Raw genomic sequence first — 15,983 nt, forward strand, 5'->3', positions numbered from 1 at the left:
CGCGGATCAGAACAGGCCGTGGCCCTTGGGAAGCTCGGCATAGCGGTGCACCCGCGTCGCCAGGACCAGGCCGAAGCCGATCATGACCGTCAACATGACCGTGCCGCCATAGGACAGCAGCGGCATGGGCACCCCCACCACCGGCGCCAGGCCCATGACCATGGCCCCGTTGATCAGCACATAGAGGGCGAAGGTGACCGTCACCCCGGCGGCGGCTAGGCGGCCGAAATGGCTGTGCGACAGCGAGGCGATGCGCAGGGCGATCACCACCACCAGCAGATAGGCCGCCAGGACCAGGCCCGAGACCAGGAAGCCGTTCTCTTCGGCCAGGGCGGCGAAGATGAAGTCGGTGTGTTTCTCGGGCAGGAATTCCAGCTGGCTCTGGCTGCCCAGGCCCAGCCCCTTGCCCAGGAAGCCGCCGGAACCCAGGGCGATCTTGGACTGCATGATGTGATAGCCGGCGCCCGAGGGGTCGGACTCGGGGTTCAGGAAGGTCAGGACCCGGTCACGCTGATAGCCGTGCATGCCGAAGGCCACATAGAAGGGCACGGCCACGACCACCGGGATGGCGACGGCCGCGATCAGCCGCCAGCTGAGCCCCGCCATGAACATGATGGCCGCACCGGTCAGGCCGATCAGCATGGCCGTGCCCAGATCCGGCTGGTGCGCCACCAGCAGGAAGGGGGCGCCGATGATCATGATGGGGAAGATCAGCTTCCAGCTGAGCCGCGCATCCTGGGCCGAAGCGCCGTGATACCAGCGCGCCAGCGCCAGGACGACGCCGATCTTCATGATCTCGGATGGCTGGAAGCTGATCGGGCCGAAGGCCAGCCAGCGCTGGGCCCCCATCCGGACATCGCCAAACAGTTCGACCGCCACCAGCAGCAGCAGGGCCAGGAAATAGACCGGATAGGCGGCGCGGAACCACCAGCGCAGGCTGATCATGGCCAGGACCAGCATCATCATCAGGCAGACGCCGAAGCGGATAAGGTGGTTGGCGGCCCAGGGCTCCCACGAGCCCTTGCCGACCGAATAGAGCATCACCGCCCCCGTGCCGGCGATGGCGCACAGCAGGGCCACGAACCGCCAGTCGATCTGGCCGATCTTGACCGGCAGGCGCTCGCGTTCGCCGGGACGGGTCAGGGCGGATGCGGTCATTGCGGCGGCTCCGAAACAGGCGGCGGGGCGGCTTCGGCGGCCGCGTCCTCGATGGCCGCGCCTTCGACCGGTTCGCCCCGGGCCTCGGCCTCGCGCGCGCCGGCGTCCTCGGGCGCCTCGAAGCCTTCCTGTTCGATGCGGGCGCGGATCTCGGGGTCTTTCAGCAGGGCGACCTTCATGACCTCGCGCGCGCGGGGCGCCCCGGCGGTGCCCCCGCCCAGGCCGCCATGCTGGACGATGACCGAGACGGCGTAGCGCGGATTGTCCGTCGGCGCATAGGCGATGAACAGGTTGTGGTCCTTCTGGTCCCACGGCCGCCCCGCCCCCTTGCGCGATCCGGAGCCGTAGTTCCGCGCCTGGGCCGTGCCGGTCTTGCCTGCCATCCGCACGGCGCCCAGGCCCAGCTGGCTGTTGCGGAAGCCGGTGCCTCCGGCGGCCGTCACCGCCTCCATCCCGTCGCGCAGGACCTGGACCAGATCGGGATCGTAGGGGAGGTCGGCAAAGGCGGTGCGACGCGTCTCGACCCCGCCGACCGACTTGACCAGGCGCGGCGTCACCGCCTTGCGGCCGTTGGCGATGCGCGACGTATAGACCGCCAGCTGCAGGGCGTTCACCGTCAGGGCGCCCTGGCCGATGCCATAGCTGGGCGTCTCGCCCGGATACCATTTGGGATCGCCGCGCACCGGGTTGCGGCGACGCCATTCCCGGTCGGGCACCAACCCGGCCTTCTGGCCCGGAAGATCGATGTCGAAGGTCTGGCCGAAGCCCATGTTCCGGGCCGTCTCGGCGATGGCGTCGGGGCCCATCTCGGTCGCCAGGGTCATGAAATAGACGTTGCACGAGGCCTTGATGGCGCCGCGCATGTCCAGGGCCCCGTGGCGGCCCAGGCAGGCGAAGCGCCGGCCCAGGAAGAAGCTGCCGTTGCAGACGATGCGGCGGCTGGGGTCCACCCCCCGCTTCAGCGCCGCCAGGCCGATGACGGGCTTGAAGGTCGATCCGGGGGCGAAGGTGCCGCCCAGGGCCTTGTCCAGCAGAGGCCGCCGCTCATAGTCGGCCAGGGCGCGATAGATCTTGGACGGCACGCCCGAAACGAACAGGTTCGGATCGAACGAAGGCGAGGACACCATGGCCAGGATGTCGCCGTTGCGCACGTCCATGACGACGCAGCTTCCGGCCTCTTCGCCGAACACCTCCAGGGCGCGCTGCTGGATGTCGTTGTCCAGGGTCAGGACGATTTCGGACCCCTGAACCGCCGGGCGCGATCCGGCCAGGTCCTCGCCCACCACCCGGCCGCGGGCGTCGACCTCGACCCGATTGCCGCCCGCGTCGCCCCGCAGGGCGGTGTCGAGCGACTTCTCCAGGCCCTGGCGGCCGACGCGGAAGCCGGGGTTGAACAGGATGGGCGGCGGCGTCTGGCCCTTGTCGCGATAGGCCTGAACGTCGCGTTCGTTCGGCTTGGCGACATAGCCGACCACATGGGCGAAGGCCCCGCCGAAGGGGTAGTAGCGGGCGTCGTTCATGTCGGCCATGACGCCCGGCAATTCGTTGGCGTAGAGGTTGACCCGGGCGAACTCCTCCCAGGTCAGGTCGCTCTTGACCGGGACGGGGCTGAAGCGTGGGGCGGCGTTGACGTCGCGGATGATGGCCCGGCGCCGATCGACCGTATCGGGCAGCAGCCGGCCCAGAAGGTCCAGGGTCTGGTCCAGGTCCTTGGTCTCGTCGCGCAGGACCAGGACGCGGAAGCTGGGGCGGTTGCCGGCGATGACCACGCCGTTGCGGTCCTTGATCAGGCCGCGCGGCGGCGGGACCAGACGGAAGTTGAACTGGTTGTTCGAGGCCAGGGTGGCGTATTCGCGCGCCTGGATCACCTGAAGCTGGCCCAGCCGGCCGACCAGGGCCGTGATCCCAAGCGTCGTCAGTCCGCCCAGCACGAAGGTGCGGCGCAGGAAGGAGCCCTGCCGCTCGTTGACGTCCGAGAAAAAGATGGACGGTTCGCTGCTCATCCTCCTTCGCTCCCTGCGAGAGCTTCGGAGGACCTTGAAGCGGAAACAGGGACGACCCGCGCGCACGCCGACCCGCCCCGACCCTGCAGGACTTGTCCTTCGAAGCCTTGGCGAAGACGGATCATCGGAAACGCAGGTCTCCGTCGTCGAACCGCTCGATCATCCAGGCCGAGATGGGAAACAGCAGCAGGGTCGGGATGACCTGCCAGAACAGAGCCAGGAGGCTGGGCGGATTGCCGGCGCGCAGCCCCACGATCAGATAGGCCAGGGCGAAGGCGCCCAGGGTGCAGACCGCATACCAGGCGAACAGGACGCGCGTCTCCTGTCCGGCCAGGAAGCTGCGCGAGACCAGGACGGCCGCGTGGACGGCCAGCAGGCAGATGGCCCACAGGCCCAGCGGGCCGCCCCACAGAAGGTCCAGGAAGAGACCCAGCACCAGCAGCATGACCGGCCCCAGGACCGAGGGCCGGATCAGGGGCCAGGCGAAGGCCAGGGTCATGGGCAGGACCAGTTCGGGCAGTTTCAGCCCGAACAGCTCGACCGGGGTGGCCAGGATCACGGTCGCGGCGGCGGCGGCCAGGGAGGGCAGCAGGATCCACTGGGTCGGGCCGATCACCCGGACCGCGATCGGCCGTCTCACGTCGGTTGCTCCGGCGCCGGGGTGGGCTGGGGCGGCGGAGCGGCGGCGGTCGCCGCGGCGGCGGCGCGGCGGGCGGCGTCCTGGGCGGCCTGCTGGGCCGCGGCCTGGCGGCGGGCCTGGGCGTCGGCGATGGAGGCGGCCTGCTCCGGCGACGGCGGCGGGGCGGTGTCCAGGGCGGCCAGCGGCGGCGCGTTCAGCGCCTCCGGATCGGCCAGCTGGCCGAAATCCTCGAACAGCATGACGCGCACATAGTCGATGGCGCCCCGGTCGCTGAACAGCTTGACCCGCCAGGACCCGTCGACGCCCTTGGCGACCACGCCGATCGGTACGCCGCGCGGAATGCCGCCGCCGTCGCCCGAACTGAGCACCCGGTCGCCGCTGCGCACCGAATCCTGGCCGCGCACATATTCGAGGCGCGGGTTGCCGCTGCCGTCCCCGGTCAGCATGGCCCGGGCGTCCGAGCGGTCGATCAGGACGGGGATGCGCGACGAGACGTCGGTGATCAGCAGGACGCGGCTGACCGTGGGCGAAACCCCCACGACCCGGCCGACCAGGCCGTGTTCGTTGATGACCGGGTTGCCGACCCGAACGCCGCGGCCGGACCCGGCGTCGATCAGGCGGGCGTTGACGAAGGGGCCGCGCGCCTCTGAGATCGAACGGGCGGTGGCCATGGCCACGGGCGGCTCGGTCCGCAGGCCCAGCATGGCCTCGTAACGGGCGTTGACGTTCTTCAGGGCGATGGCCTGGTCGCGCCAGGGCTGAAGCTCGGCCACCTGGGCGCGCAGGCGGCGGTTCTCCTCGACGGCGTTGAAATAGCCGCCGATATAGTCGGTGACGTGGCCGGTCCATCGCACCGGAGCGGCGAACAGGCCGCCGACCGGCCCGGCGCCCATGGTGAAGCCCGCGCGGACAGGGCCGAAACGATCCTGCGCCTCGCGCGTCTTGCCGTCGGCGATGAGCAGAAGGGTCGCGGCCACCAGCCCGGCCCCGATCATGGCCGCGGCCGTCCAGGCCAGCGGCACCTTCAGATTCTCGAACGGTCCGTCGCGAAACGCCACGGCCAGCCTTCCTGATTGAGGGAGTCGGCGCAGCGCCTCGCGCCGACGATTGGCAGCCTATCGCAAAATCCGGGCCGATTGGAAACCGCGATCTGGCGCGGAATCACGTGGATTTGCGCCAAAAAGACCGTGCTGCGGCTTCAAAGCGCCGAGTCGAGGATGCCCTTCATCCAGCGCGGATGCTCCAGCACCTTGCCGCAACCCACCGCGACGCAGGACAGGGGGTCGTCGGCGACCGAGACGGGCAGGCCGGTGTGATCGCGCAGTTCGGCGTCCAGGCCGCGCAGCAGGGCCCCGCCGCCGGTCAGCATGATGCCCTTGTCGGCGATGTCGGCGGCCAGTTCGGGCGGGGTGGCCTCAAGCGCGACCTTGACCGCCTCGACGATCTGGTTGACCGGCTCGGCCAGGGCCTCGGCGGCCTGGCGTTCCGAGACGCGAACCTCGCGCGGGACGCCCTGCATCAGGTCGCGGCCCTTGACCTCGATCGACAGGCCTTCGCCGTCGGCCGGGATGCGGGCGGTGCCGATGTCCTTCTTGATGCGCTCGGCCGTGGTCTCGCCGATCAGCAGGTTGTGGTTGCGGCGCATGTAGCTGATCAGGGCGTCGTCCATCATGTCGCCGCCGACGCGGACCGAGCGCGAATAGACGATGCCCGACAGGGACAGCACGGCCACCTCGGTGGTGCCGCCGCCGATGTCGACGACCATGGAGCCGGTCGGTTCGTGGATCGGCAGGCCGGCGCCGATCGCGGCGGCCATCGGCTCGTCGATCAGGCCGACGCGGCGGGCCGAGGCGTTCAGGCAACTGTCGTTGATCGCGCGCCGCTCGACCGCCGTGGCGCCCGAGGGGACGCAGACGATGATCTTGGGGTTCACGAAGCCCTTGCGGTTATGAACCTTGCGGATGAAATGCTTGATCATCTCCTCGGCGACTTCGAAGTCGGCGATGACCCCGTCGCGCATCGGACGGATGGCTTCCATGTGACCGGGGGTGCGGCCCAGCATCTGTTTGGCCTCGATGCCGACGGCATGGACGATCTTGCGTCCGCCCACGTTTCTCAGCGCCACGACCGACGGCTCGTTCAGGACGATGCCCTTGCCCTTCATGTAGATCAGGGTGTTGGCCGTACCCAGATCCATGGCGATGTCGTTGGAGATGGCGCCGAAGACGTTGAACATGGGGTGCGGATACCGTGCGTTGGGGCCTGGTCGGGCGTCTGAAGGTCTGGCCTGCACCGGCGACGCCCCGCCCAGGCGCATCCCCATACGCCGAGCAATCCTGATCGTCTTTCGCCGCGCCGACCAACGGCCCGTTTGCCCGTATGAGCCGGCGATGACAACCCCTTTCGCACGGGCCGCGACACGATCACTCGATGGTGAGGGCGGCGCGGCCCCTGGGCTCAGGCCGTGACGGGCTCCAGCCCCTCGACCTTCAGCATACGCAGGACGGCGGGCCGGGCCTGGACCAGGTCCAGGTGGGCGTTCAGCCTGGGAAACCGCCCCTTGTCCAGCAGGCCGCCCTGGCGCGCCCAGCGGGTGAAGACCATCAGATAGTCGTCCGCCAGGGTCCAGCCCTCGCCGAACACCCAGGGGCCTTCCAGCAGTTGCTGTTCGACCAGGTCATACTTGGCCAGGGCCTGATCGGCCGCCTGATCCCTGGCCGCGCCCTCCAGCGGCGGGCGGCTGAACAGCAGCTTGCCGATGGCGGGATGCAGGGACGCGCCCAGGAACCCGTTGAAGGCGTTGAATCGCGCCATCTCGAACGGATCGTCCACTGGCGCCAGGCCCGCATGGGGAAAGGTCTCGGCCACGAAGGTCAGTATGGCGGCGTTCTGGGTGATGACGCCCTTTTCCGTTTTCAGGGCCGGGGTGACGCCGGCCGGATTGACGGCCAGATACTCAGGGGTCCGTTGCTGGCCCGCCTTCAGGTCGATCTTCTCCAGGGCGAAGTCGGCCTCGGCTTCTTCCAGGGCCGAATGCGAGGCCATGGCGCAGGCGCCCGGCGAATAATAGAGGGTCAGCATCGGCGATCTCCACATTGCGGTTCCTGAAGAACGCTATGGACCCCCTCCCTTTCCGCCACAAGATTAGGTTCAGTTCCGAGCGACCCGCTCCTCGCGCCGCCTGACCCATTCGCGCACGGCCAGCATCAGGCCCAGCCAGGCCGCGGCCACCCCGGCCAGGATCAGGCTGGTCCAGACGCCGTCGCCGCTGGCGGCCGCCGCCACCGCCCCGCCGAAGAAGGCCACCAGGGCCGTCTTGGGCAGGACGCCCAGGGCGCATCCCAGCAGGAAGGCGGGGAAGGACGCCCGTGCGGCGCCGAAGGCCATGTTGACCACGATGAAGGGCGCCGATGGCACATTGCGGATGATGAAGCTGGCGTAGAAGGCGTTCTTGCCGATGAACCGCGTCAGCCGCTCGACCGTCGCCCCCCCGAACCGGTCCAGCATCCGGGCCGCCGGTCCGCGCCCCATCCAGTAGGTCACCCCGGCCGAGGCCACCGTCGCCGCCCAGCTATAGGCGAACCCCAGCGACGGCCCGAAGGCGACCACGCAGGCGGCGATCAGGATGAACTGGGGCGCTCCGACAAAGGCGGCGGCGACGAACAGGGCCACGGTGGCGACAAAGGCCATCGGCCCGCCGGAATAGCCCTGAAGCCAGGCCTCCATCCGATGCTCGGCCTCCAGCCCCAGCATGGCCTTGCCCGCCATCAGCAACCCCGCCATGGCCGCCAGCAGCAGCACCCCCGCCGCCAGCGTGCGCCAGCGCGCGGCCTCCATGTTCAGGATGAAGTCGAGCAGTCGGCGCATGGCCTTGGCATATCACCCGTCGGCGCCGTCGGCGAGCGCCGCCCGTTTGATCCGACGTGCGGCAAAGCCTAAGGAGGACGCCTCCCCGACGCCGAACCTGCCCCAGGGTCTTCCTCGCCATGTCCAGCCTTCAGTCCAGCGCTCTCGCCCGCGTCAAGCCGTCCGCCACCCTGGCCGTGTCGGCCCGCGCCCGCCAGCTTCAGGCCGAGGGCCGGGACATCATCAGCCTGGGCGCCGGGGAGCCGGATTTCGACACGCCCGAGAACGTCAAGGCCGCCGCCGTCGCCGCCATCCAGGCTAACCGCACCCGCTACACCGACGCCGACGGCATTCCCGAGCTGAAGGCGGCCATCGCGGCCAAGTTCGCGCGCGAGAACGGCCTGACCTATGCGGTGAACCAGATTCACGTCGCGCCCGGCGGCAAGCCGGTGCTGTACAACGCCCTTCTGGCCACCCTGTCGCCCGGCGACCAGGTGATCGTGCCGGCGCCCTATTGGGTCAGCTATCCGGACATGGTGCTGCTGGCGGGCGGCGAGCCGGTCGAGGTGGTGGGCCAGGAAGCCGACGGCTTCAAGCTGCGGCCCGAGGTGCTGGAGGCGGCTATCACGCCGCGCACCAGATGGCTGATCCTGAACAGCCCGTCCAACCCCACCGGCGCCGCCTATACCCGCGCCGAGCTGGAGGCCCTGGCCGAGGTGCTGCGTCGTCATCCGCACGTCTGGGTCATGACCGACGACATGTACGAACACCTGATCTACGACGGGTTCGACTTCGTCACCATGGCTCAGGTGGCGCCGGATCTTTACGACCGCACCCTGACGGTCAATGGCGTCAGCAAGGCCTATTCCATGACCGGCTGGCGCATCGGCTATGCGGCCGGGCCCAAGCCGTTGATCGACCTGATGCGCAAGGTCATCAGCCAGACCACCTCCAACCCCTGCTCCATCAGCCAGTGGGCGGCGGTCGAGGCCCTGAACGGGCCGCAGGACTTCATTCCCGAACGCGCCGCCCATTTCCAGCGCCGGCGCGACCTGGTGGTGTCGATGCTGAACCAGGCGACGGGCATCACCTGCGCCCGGCCCGAAGGGGCCTTCTATGTCTATCCGTCCATCGCCGGTCTAATCGGCAAGGCGACGCCGTCGGGCGTGGTCGTCGACGGCGACGAGACCTTCGTCACCGAACTGCTGAACGCCGAAGGGGTGTCGGCGGTCCAGGGCGCGGCCTTCGGCCTGTCGCCCTATTTCCGCATCAGCTACGCGACGTCGGACGCGTTGCTGGAGGAAGCCTGCCGCCGGATCCAGAGGTTCTGCGCCAGCTTGAAATAGGATGGGCGGCGCGGCCTTAGGCCTGCTGCTGGCCCTGAGCTCGGCCCTGACCACGGCCTGCGCTCACGCCCTGCTCAAATCCGGCGGCGATCGCCTGACGGTGCGGCTGGTTCTGGGCCTGACACAGACGGTCGTCGCCCTGCCCTTCGTGCTGCTGTTGCCCCTGCCCGGCGGCGAGTTGTGGCCGTGGCTGGCGGCTTCGGCATGCGCCCATGCGCTGTATCAGCTGGTGCTGATCAGGGCGTACGACAGCGCGGATTTTTCGGTCGCCTTCCCTCTGGCGCGGGGCGCAGCGCCATTGGCGACGGCGCTTCTGGGCGCCCTGTGGCTGGGAGATCGACTGTCGCCCCTGTCCGGCCTGGGGGTGGCTGTGGTCACCGGCGCCCTACTGCTTATGGCCGCCAAGGGCCGCGTCGCGCCGGCGGGACTGGCCGCCGCCGTGGGCGCGGGATTACTGACGACAACCTATACTTTGATCGATGCGGCCGGTGTGCGGGCCGCGCCGGAACCGCTTTTGTTCATCGCCTGGTTCTTCCTCCTGGACGGCCTGGCCCTGGCGCCCATCGCCCTGGCCCTGCGCGGTCCTGGCGTGATCAGAGCGGTGCGCGCCGAATTCCGGCGCGGCGTCGCGGCCGGCCTGGTCAGCGTGCTGGCGTTCGGAGCAGCGTTGTGGGCTCTGGCCCTGGCCCCGGCCGGCGGAGTCTCGGCCCTGCGTGAGACCAGCGTCGCCTTCGCCGTGCTGATCGGAGCGGCGATCCTGAAGGAGAGGGTAGGTCGGCACCGCGTGCTGGCGGCGCTCGGCGTCGTTCTGGGCGGGATCCTAGTGATCCTGGGCTGAATTTGCCTCAGGCCGCCCGGCTGACGGCGAAGTCGGCCAATTGCGCCAGGGCGGTCTTCCAGTCGCTGTCGGGCAGCACGTCCAGGGCGGACTTGGCCGCGTCGGCGTAGTCGCCGGCCACATCAAGCGTCGCGGCGATCGCGCCCGAGGCGACGATCAGTTCGCGCGCACGGTCGAAATCCGCCTCGGTCCGCTGGCCCTTGGTGATGGTGCGTTCCCAGAAGGCGTCTTCGGTTCCACGCGTCTTCTGCACGGCCAGCAGCAGCGGCAGGGTGGCCTTGCCCTCGTTGAAGTCATCGCCCGCGTTCTTGCCCAGGGCCGCCGCGGCGCCGCCATAGTCCAGGGCGTCGTCGGCCAGCTGGAAGGCGATGCCCAGGTTCAGCCCATAGGCGCGCAGGGCCTGAACCGCCGCCTCGTCCGCGCCCACGCCCACGGCGCCGGATTCGGCGGCGGCGGCGAACAGTTCGGCGGTCTTGGCGGTGATGATCTCCAGATAGGTGTCGCGCTCCAGGTTCAGGTCGTGGGCGCGGGTCAGTTGCAGCACCTCTCCCTCCGCGATCACCCCGGCGGCGCGCGCCAGAATGCCCAGCGCCCGCATGGACTCCGTCTCGACCATCAGCTCGAACGCCCGGGCGAACAGGAAGTCGCCCACCAGGACGCTGGTCGGGGCGCCCCAGATCAGGTGGGCCGCCACCTTGCCGCGCCGCAGCTCGGACCCGTCCACCACGTCGTCGTGCAGCAGGGTGGCGGTGTGGATGAACTCCACCGCCGCGGCCAGCTTGCGCGCCGGTTCGATGTCGGCCGCCGCCCCGGCCGCCCGCGCCGCCGCCACCGTGATCAGCGGGCGCAGCCGCTTGCCGCCCGCCGCGATCAGATGCTCGGCCAGCTTGGGGATGACCGGCACCGGCGACTGCATCCGCGCGATGATATGGGCGTCGACGGCCGTCATGTCGGCCTGGGCCAGGCGGACCAGGGCCTCGACATCGCCCTTGTCGCGGGCGGCGGGGCTGACGGCTGCGTCCAAGATGGAAACCTTCGCTGGGGTGAGGATCGAGGGGCGCTCTTGCCCCTTTGCGACGCGGCGCACAATGGTGAGCGCGCCATGAGGGGTCAAGTTGCGTGACCGAAGCCGATGACATCGTCGAGAACGCCCTGCTTAACGGCCGGGTCCGCCTGCGCCAGCCCGCGCGCGGCTATCGCGCCGGGATGGACGCGGCTCTTCTGGCCGCCGCCGTCGCGGCGCGGCCGGGCCAGACGGTGATCGAGGCCGGCTGCGGCGCGGGCGGGGCCCTGTTCCAGATCGCGGCGCGGCGCCCCGATACGGCCCTGATCGGCGTCGAGCGCGAGGCGCCGGTCGCCGACCTGGCCCGCCAGAACGCCGCGCTGAACGGCGTCGCCGACCGCACCGAGATCCTGACCGCGGATGTCGCCGAGGGGTTCCGCGCCCTGGACCGCGTTCCTTGCGACTGGGCCGTGGCCAACCCGCCCTTCTTCGACGACCCCGGCGCCCTGCGCGCCCCGGCCGAGGGCAAGCGCGCCGCCTGGATGGCCGACGACGGCCTGGCCGCCTGGACCGGTTTCCTGCTGAAGGCGGTGAAGGAAGGCGGGCGCATCGTCCTCATCCACCGCGCCGACCGCCTGGCCGATCTCCTGGGCCTGCTGGCGCCCAAGGCGGGATCGTTCGCCATTCTGCCGGTCCACCCCCATGCGGACGGACCCGCCAAACGGGTGCTGGTCGGGGCGACCAGGACGGGCAAGGCGCCCCTGCGCCTGCTGCCGCCCCTGGTCCTGCACGGCCGCGACGACGCCAAACACACGCCCCGGGCCGACGCCATCCTGCGCGGAGAGGCCCGGATCGATCTGTGATTTTCGTCTCCCCTTGCAGGTGGAGGAAGGCCGGCCGTTTCCTCCCTGCCGCGCGGCGATGGGGAGGTGGATCGGCGACCGACAGCCGGCGAGACGGAGGGGGTCTGTTCGTCGCGTGGCCCAAGAGCCTCTCCGTTGCCCCATCGCCCTTCTCCCCTCGGGGGAGAAGGTGGGCGGCGAAGCCGCTCGGATGAGGGGGCGGCCCGACCCATCCCCATCATCCGACGACCATCGCGCGGACCCAGCCCCCTCATCCGTCATGCGCTGCATGACACCTTCTCCCCCGAGGGGAGAAGGATGTTTGCGCCCTATGCTCGCCGCGCGGCGGCTCGCGGCTTGAGGGCATTGCCTGCCCTAGGCTCGCGACGCGGTCGCTCGCGGCTTGAGGGCAATTGCCTGCCCTAGGCTCGCCGCGCGGCGGCTCGCGGCTTGAGGGCGGAATTGGCGGCGCCTCCGCGCCGGTGGGGCTGCGAAGTTGTGGGAAGGCGGCGGAGCGTCGGGCCTTCGCCCGGCTGGATTGGGCATTCGATGCCGTGTTCGGCGAGAGGTCTGACGCTCCGCACGGAGGGTTTCCACGAGCTCGGGGCGGGCGCCGATCTTTTCGGCTACTCCCGGTGGCCCGCGGCGGGCGGGCCGGGCCAACGACCCGGTCCCGGAACGGCCAGAGTAACCCCCTCGACCCTCCCTCGGTCGCCGGACCCGTCGCCAATGACTGTCCGATCCGACGACCGCAGGCCCGTGCGTGTGAGTGACACGCACAGCCCCGCTTCCTCCGCTCCCGCCGCCGCGAAGTCGCTGGCCTCGCGGCCTCCCCATGCGACGGGACCAGGGGAGTATAGGGCCGTTCTCAGCCCAGGCGTGCGGGATGGGGCTAGCGATGGGGATTTGTGAGCGGGGTCAGGGGGCTAGGTTCCTTGGCGCGCGCAGTTGGCGGTCCTGACCCCTCTCCCGTTGGGAGAGGGCTTGAGGCTCGCAGAGCGTAGCGATGCGCATAGCCGAAAGGGTGAGGGGTTACGGCGCCCGCCCGGTGAGAGCGAAACCCCTCACCCTTTCACGCAAGTCCAATCGCCCTGACGGGCTCTTGGGCGTTCAAGCCCTCTCCCCGTGGGAGAGGGGGGTGTGTGAGGTCAAGCGACCGAGCCTGGGGCCGGCTCCCTCCACCGCTGCGCGGTCCCCCTCCCCCGAGGGGGGAGGATCTGGGAGCGGGGGCTGTTCAGAGGGTTCCGGACCAGATCAGGCCCAGGCCGATCAGGCCGACCGCGATCCGCCACCAGGCGAAGGGGGCGAAGCCGTGGCGGCCGACGAAGTCGATCAGGGTTTTCACGATCACCAGGCCGCTGAGGAAGGAGACGCCGAAACCGATGGCCAGGACCGGAAGGAAGTCGGGCGTCAGCAGGTCGCGGCTTTCCCAGAAATCCAGGGCGAAGGCGCCGACCATGGTCGGGATGGCCAGGAAGAAGCTGAATTCGGCCGCCGCCTTCTTGTCCACCCCCTGAAGCAGGCCGCCGACGATGGTGGCCCCCGAACGCGACACGCCGGGGATGATCGACAGGCACTGCCACAGGCCGATGCCCACCGAGGTCTTCCAGTCGAACCGCATGGCGTCGTCCAGGCGCGGCCGGGGGGCCCAGCGCTCCAAGGCGATCAGGGCGAAGCCGCCGATCACCAGGCTGATGCAGACGATGGTCGGGCTGAACAGCACCCGCTTGATGAAGTCGTGCAGCAGCAGCCCCACCACCGCCGAGGGCAGGAAGGCCAGCAGCACCGACAGGGCGAACCGCCGCGCCGCCGGGTCACGGCCGGGCAGGCCGATCAGCACCTTCCAAAGACGGGCGAAATACAGGGCCACCACCGCCAGGATGGCGCCCAGCTGGATCATGACGATGAAGGTGTTCCACGGCTCGTCGGCCAGCCCCAGGGCCGCCTTGGTCAACAGCAGGTGGCCGGTGGAGGACACCGGGATGAACTCGGTCAGTCCCTCGACCAGGCCCAGGATGATCGCCGCCAACCAGTCCGACATGACGCCCCGCGTTTTATGGAGAGAGACCCGGCCTCAGTTCGCGCCGGGTTCGGGTCCGACATAGCGCAGTCGGGACCGGATAGGCGAGCCGTCCGTGACCTGATCCATGGCATGGGCCAGAAGGCCGGACAGGCGCGCCACCAACAGAAGGTCCAGCACCGCCTCGCGCGGCAGGTCCAGCCGGCGCCCCAGCAGGGCCAGGGCGAAGGCCAGGCTGGCGGGACGCCCGGCCCCGGCCTCGGCGCGCAGGCGCACGGCCTCCAGTTCGGATGGCAGGGCGGCGGCGGCCAGCAGGGCCTGGGCGCGCGGATCGGCGCCGGGCCAGACGGGGTCGCCCATGTCCAGGTCGCCGGCGGGATCGATGTCGGGCGCCGAGGGGTTGCGGCGGGCCTGGACGATGGCCGAGGCGGCGGTCTCGGCCGCCTGGATGGTGGGGCGCGCCGCCAGGGTGACCATCCCGGCCAGGGCCGCCCCGGCCAGGGAGGCGCCGGCGGCGGCGGCCACGCGGGCGGCGGTCACCTCGTCCCCCTGGGGCGTGTCGGCGGCCAGGACCAGGGCGCGACGGATCAGGTCGTGATCGCGGTCCGCCACCTTCCAGCCCCGCGCCAGACGCTGATGGAAATGCAGGCGCGGCCCCGGCCCGGCGACCGCGTCAACGGCTTCGTTCAGCAGGGAGGCGGCCGCCCCGCGCAGGGCCGAAGCGTCCTTGCCCCGGCTGGAGCCGTCCTCGACCGCGCGCCGGGCCAGGGCGGCGAACAGACGCTGGCGCGGGCGGGCGCCGCCGACCGCATCGACGCGCGGCCGGACGCCGGCGAAGGGATTTTCCGGCGCGTCCCACAGGATGCGGGCCGTGGCCTCCAGGGTCGCGTGATCGGCCAGCTGGGCCGCGTCGCGGCCGCGATAGAACAGCCGCCCGTCCAGGGCCACGCTGACGCTGGATCGCAGGTCGGCCTCGCCTCGGGCCGGGGCGCGCATGACGACGGCGGGCGGACCGGCCTCGCCCTGGATCAGGCGGGCGATGTCGCGCAGGGCATATTGGCTGCGGCGGGAATCGGACGGATCGGGACGGGCGGCGATGCGGCCGCGGCTGACATAGGCGTAGAGGGTCTGGGACTTGACGCCCAGACGCGCCAGCGCCTCCTCGCGCGCGATCCATCCCTGGGTGGTCGCCATGGCTCGCTGCCCCGATCCTTGATCGCCGATCATTCGGAACCGTGTTTTCCGGCGGTTTGATGACCGTCAGATTAACCCTGCCCGCGGCCGCCATTGGCAATCGGCCGGGTTTCGGCGAGAAGGGCGGCGATGAGCGCCGCCGCCGAGTCCCCGCTTCCGCCGCCTGTCGATCCGCACGCCGCCGCGCGCGAGGTCACGCGGCTGTCGGTCGCGGTGGCGGTGATCCTGATCGCCATGAAGGCCTTCGCCCTGGGCGCCTCGGGTTCGGTGTCGATCCTGGCGTCGCTGGCGGATTCGGCCCTGGACCTGGCGGCCTCCCTGGCCACCTTCTTCGCCGTGCGCTGGGCCGCCGCCCCGCCGGATGACGAGCATCGCTACGGCCACGGCAAGGGCGAGGCCATGGCGGCCCTGGTCCAGGCGGGACTGATCTTCGCCTCGACCGTCTTCATCGGCTGGGAGGCGATTTCGCGGATGATCGATCCGCGCCCGGTCACCGGCGGCGGCTGGGGCGTGGCGGTGATCCTGGCCTCCAGCCTGCTGACCGGCTGGCTGGTGTGGCGCCAGACCCGGACGATCCGGGCCAGCGGATCCCTGGCCGTCGGCGCGGACCGGACCCACTACGCCTCGGACCTGGCGGGCAATCTGGTGGTGCTGATCGGAGTGGCCTCGGGCGCCTGGCTGCAGGCGCCGGGACTGGACGCCGCGGCGGGGCTGGTGGTGGCGATCTGGATCTTCTGGGGCGCGACAGGACTGCTGCGCCGGTCGGCCGATCACCTGCTGGACCGCCAGGCGCCCGAGGCGGACCGCATCGCCGTGACCGAGGCCGTGCTGGCCGATCCGCGCATCGGCGGGGTGCATCGGATGCGGACGCGGTTGGCGGGTACTACTCTGGTGGTCCAGATGCACATCGACCTGGCCGCCGACCTCAGCCTGCAGGCCGCGCACGAGATACTGGAAGAGGCCGAGCGGCGCATCCAGGCCGTGCGGCCCGGCGCGGACGTCATGATCCATCCCGACCCGCACGGCGCGGGCCCCGACGCGCGGACCGCGGTTCCCTCAAGCCTGATCGGTTGAGGGGGAATCGCTTCGCGAT

14 protein-coding genes are annotated in these 15,983 nt (G+C 70.5%); 4 read left to right on the plus strand and 10 right to left on the minus strand.

The genetic code is table 11. The features are described from left to right. Positions 1 to 6: 6 nt before the first annotated feature. The 7 genes from rodA to KF910_RS10670 form a co-directional block, all read right to left on the minus strand. Positions 7 to 1,158, minus strand: a complete 1,152-nt coding sequence (rodA, locus tag KF910_RS10640) for a rod shape-determining protein RodA (protein WP_292262177.1) — start codon at positions 1,156 to 1,158, stop codon at positions 7 to 9. After that, positions 1,155 to 3,161 carry a penicillin-binding protein 2 gene (mrdA, locus tag KF910_RS10645; protein WP_292262184.1) on the minus strand — a complete coding sequence of 669 codons (2,007 nt, stop codon included), beginning with the start codon at positions 3,159 to 3,161 and terminating at the stop codon, positions 1,155 to 1,157. The genes rodA and mrdA overlap by 4 nt, the downstream gene beginning before the upstream one ends. A gap of 121 nt (positions 3,162 to 3,282) precedes the next feature. Then, a complete protein-coding gene (locus KF910_RS10650; RefSeq protein ID WP_292262190.1) occupies positions 3,283 to 3,801 on the minus strand; it encodes a hypothetical protein in 519 nt (172 codons plus the stop codon). Beyond that, a complete protein-coding gene (gene mreC / locus KF910_RS10655; protein WP_292262199.1) occupies positions 3,798 to 4,859 on the minus strand; it encodes a rod shape-determining protein MreC in 1,062 nt (353 codons plus the stop codon). The genes KF910_RS10650 and mreC overlap by 4 nt, the downstream gene beginning before the upstream one ends. Positions 4,860 to 4,999: 140 nt before the next feature. Further along, on the minus strand, positions 5,000 to 6,037 hold the full coding sequence (locus tag KF910_RS10660) for a rod shape-determining protein (RefSeq protein WP_292262752.1): 1,038 nt from the start codon (positions 6,035 to 6,037) through the stop codon (positions 5,000 to 5,002). 221 nt (positions 6,038 to 6,258) lie between these two features. Beyond that, positions 6,259 to 6,882, minus strand: coding sequence for a glutathione S-transferase family protein (locus KF910_RS10665; protein WP_292262204.1), 624 nt, complete (start codon positions 6,880 to 6,882; stop codon positions 6,259 to 6,261). Between the two features lie 69 nt (positions 6,883 to 6,951). Next, on the minus strand, positions 6,952 to 7,668 hold the full coding sequence (locus KF910_RS10670; protein WP_292262208.1) for a TVP38/TMEM64 family protein: 717 nt from the start codon (positions 7,666 to 7,668) through the stop codon (positions 6,952 to 6,954). Positions 7,669 to 7,787: 119 nt separating this feature from the next. Here KF910_RS10670 and KF910_RS10675 point away from each other — a divergent pair, with 119 nt between their 5' ends. Beyond that, positions 7,788 to 8,993: a pyridoxal phosphate-dependent aminotransferase gene (locus KF910_RS10675; protein ID WP_292262213.1), complete on the plus strand. Its 1,206-nt coding sequence runs from the start codon at positions 7,788 to 7,790 to the stop codon at positions 8,991 to 8,993. Position 8,994: 1 nt separating this feature from the next. Next, the gene (locus tag KF910_RS10680) at positions 8,995 to 9,831 is read left to right on the plus strand and encodes an EamA family transporter (RefSeq protein ID WP_292262216.1); all 837 of its coding nucleotides are present in this window, start codon (positions 8,995 to 8,997) and stop codon (positions 9,829 to 9,831) included. A 7-nt stretch (positions 9,832 to 9,838) separates the two neighbouring features. On the opposite strand, the gene KF910_RS10685 is transcribed toward KF910_RS10680, so the two are convergent. Further along, positions 9,839 to 10,855, minus strand: coding sequence for a polyprenyl synthetase family protein (locus KF910_RS10685; RefSeq protein ID WP_292262219.1), 1,017 nt, complete (start codon positions 10,853 to 10,855; stop codon positions 9,839 to 9,841). Between the two features lie 95 nt (positions 10,856 to 10,950). Here KF910_RS10685 and KF910_RS10690 point away from each other — a divergent pair, with 95 nt between their 5' ends. Next, the gene (locus tag KF910_RS10690; protein ID WP_292262224.1) at positions 10,951 to 11,697 is read left to right on the plus strand and encodes a tRNA1(Val) (adenine(37)-N6)-methyltransferase; all 747 of its coding nucleotides are present in this window, start codon (positions 10,951 to 10,953) and stop codon (positions 11,695 to 11,697) included. Positions 11,698 to 12,910: 1,213 nt separating this feature from the next. On the opposite strand, the gene KF910_RS10695 is transcribed toward KF910_RS10690, so the two are convergent. After that, complete coding sequence (locus KF910_RS10695; RefSeq protein ID WP_292262229.1) at positions 12,911 to 13,717, minus strand: undecaprenyl-diphosphate phosphatase; 807 nt, start codon at positions 13,715 to 13,717, stop codon at positions 12,911 to 12,913. A gap of 33 nt (positions 13,718 to 13,750) precedes the next feature. Then, complete coding sequence (locus KF910_RS10700; RefSeq protein ID WP_292262236.1) at positions 13,751 to 14,890, minus strand: citrate/2-methylcitrate synthase; 1,140 nt, start codon at positions 14,888 to 14,890, stop codon at positions 13,751 to 13,753. A gap of 129 nt (positions 14,891 to 15,019) precedes the next feature. Here KF910_RS10700 and KF910_RS10705 point away from each other — a divergent pair, with 129 nt between their 5' ends. Next, a complete protein-coding gene (locus tag KF910_RS10705; RefSeq protein ID WP_292262240.1) occupies positions 15,020 to 15,964 on the plus strand; it encodes a cation diffusion facilitator family transporter in 945 nt (314 codons plus the stop codon). Positions 15,965 to 15,983 lie beyond the last annotated feature (19 nt).

Source organism: Brevundimonas sp. (genome assembly GCF_019636155.1).
Taxonomy (GTDB): Bacteria; Pseudomonadota; Alphaproteobacteria; order Caulobacterales; family Caulobacteraceae; genus Brevundimonas.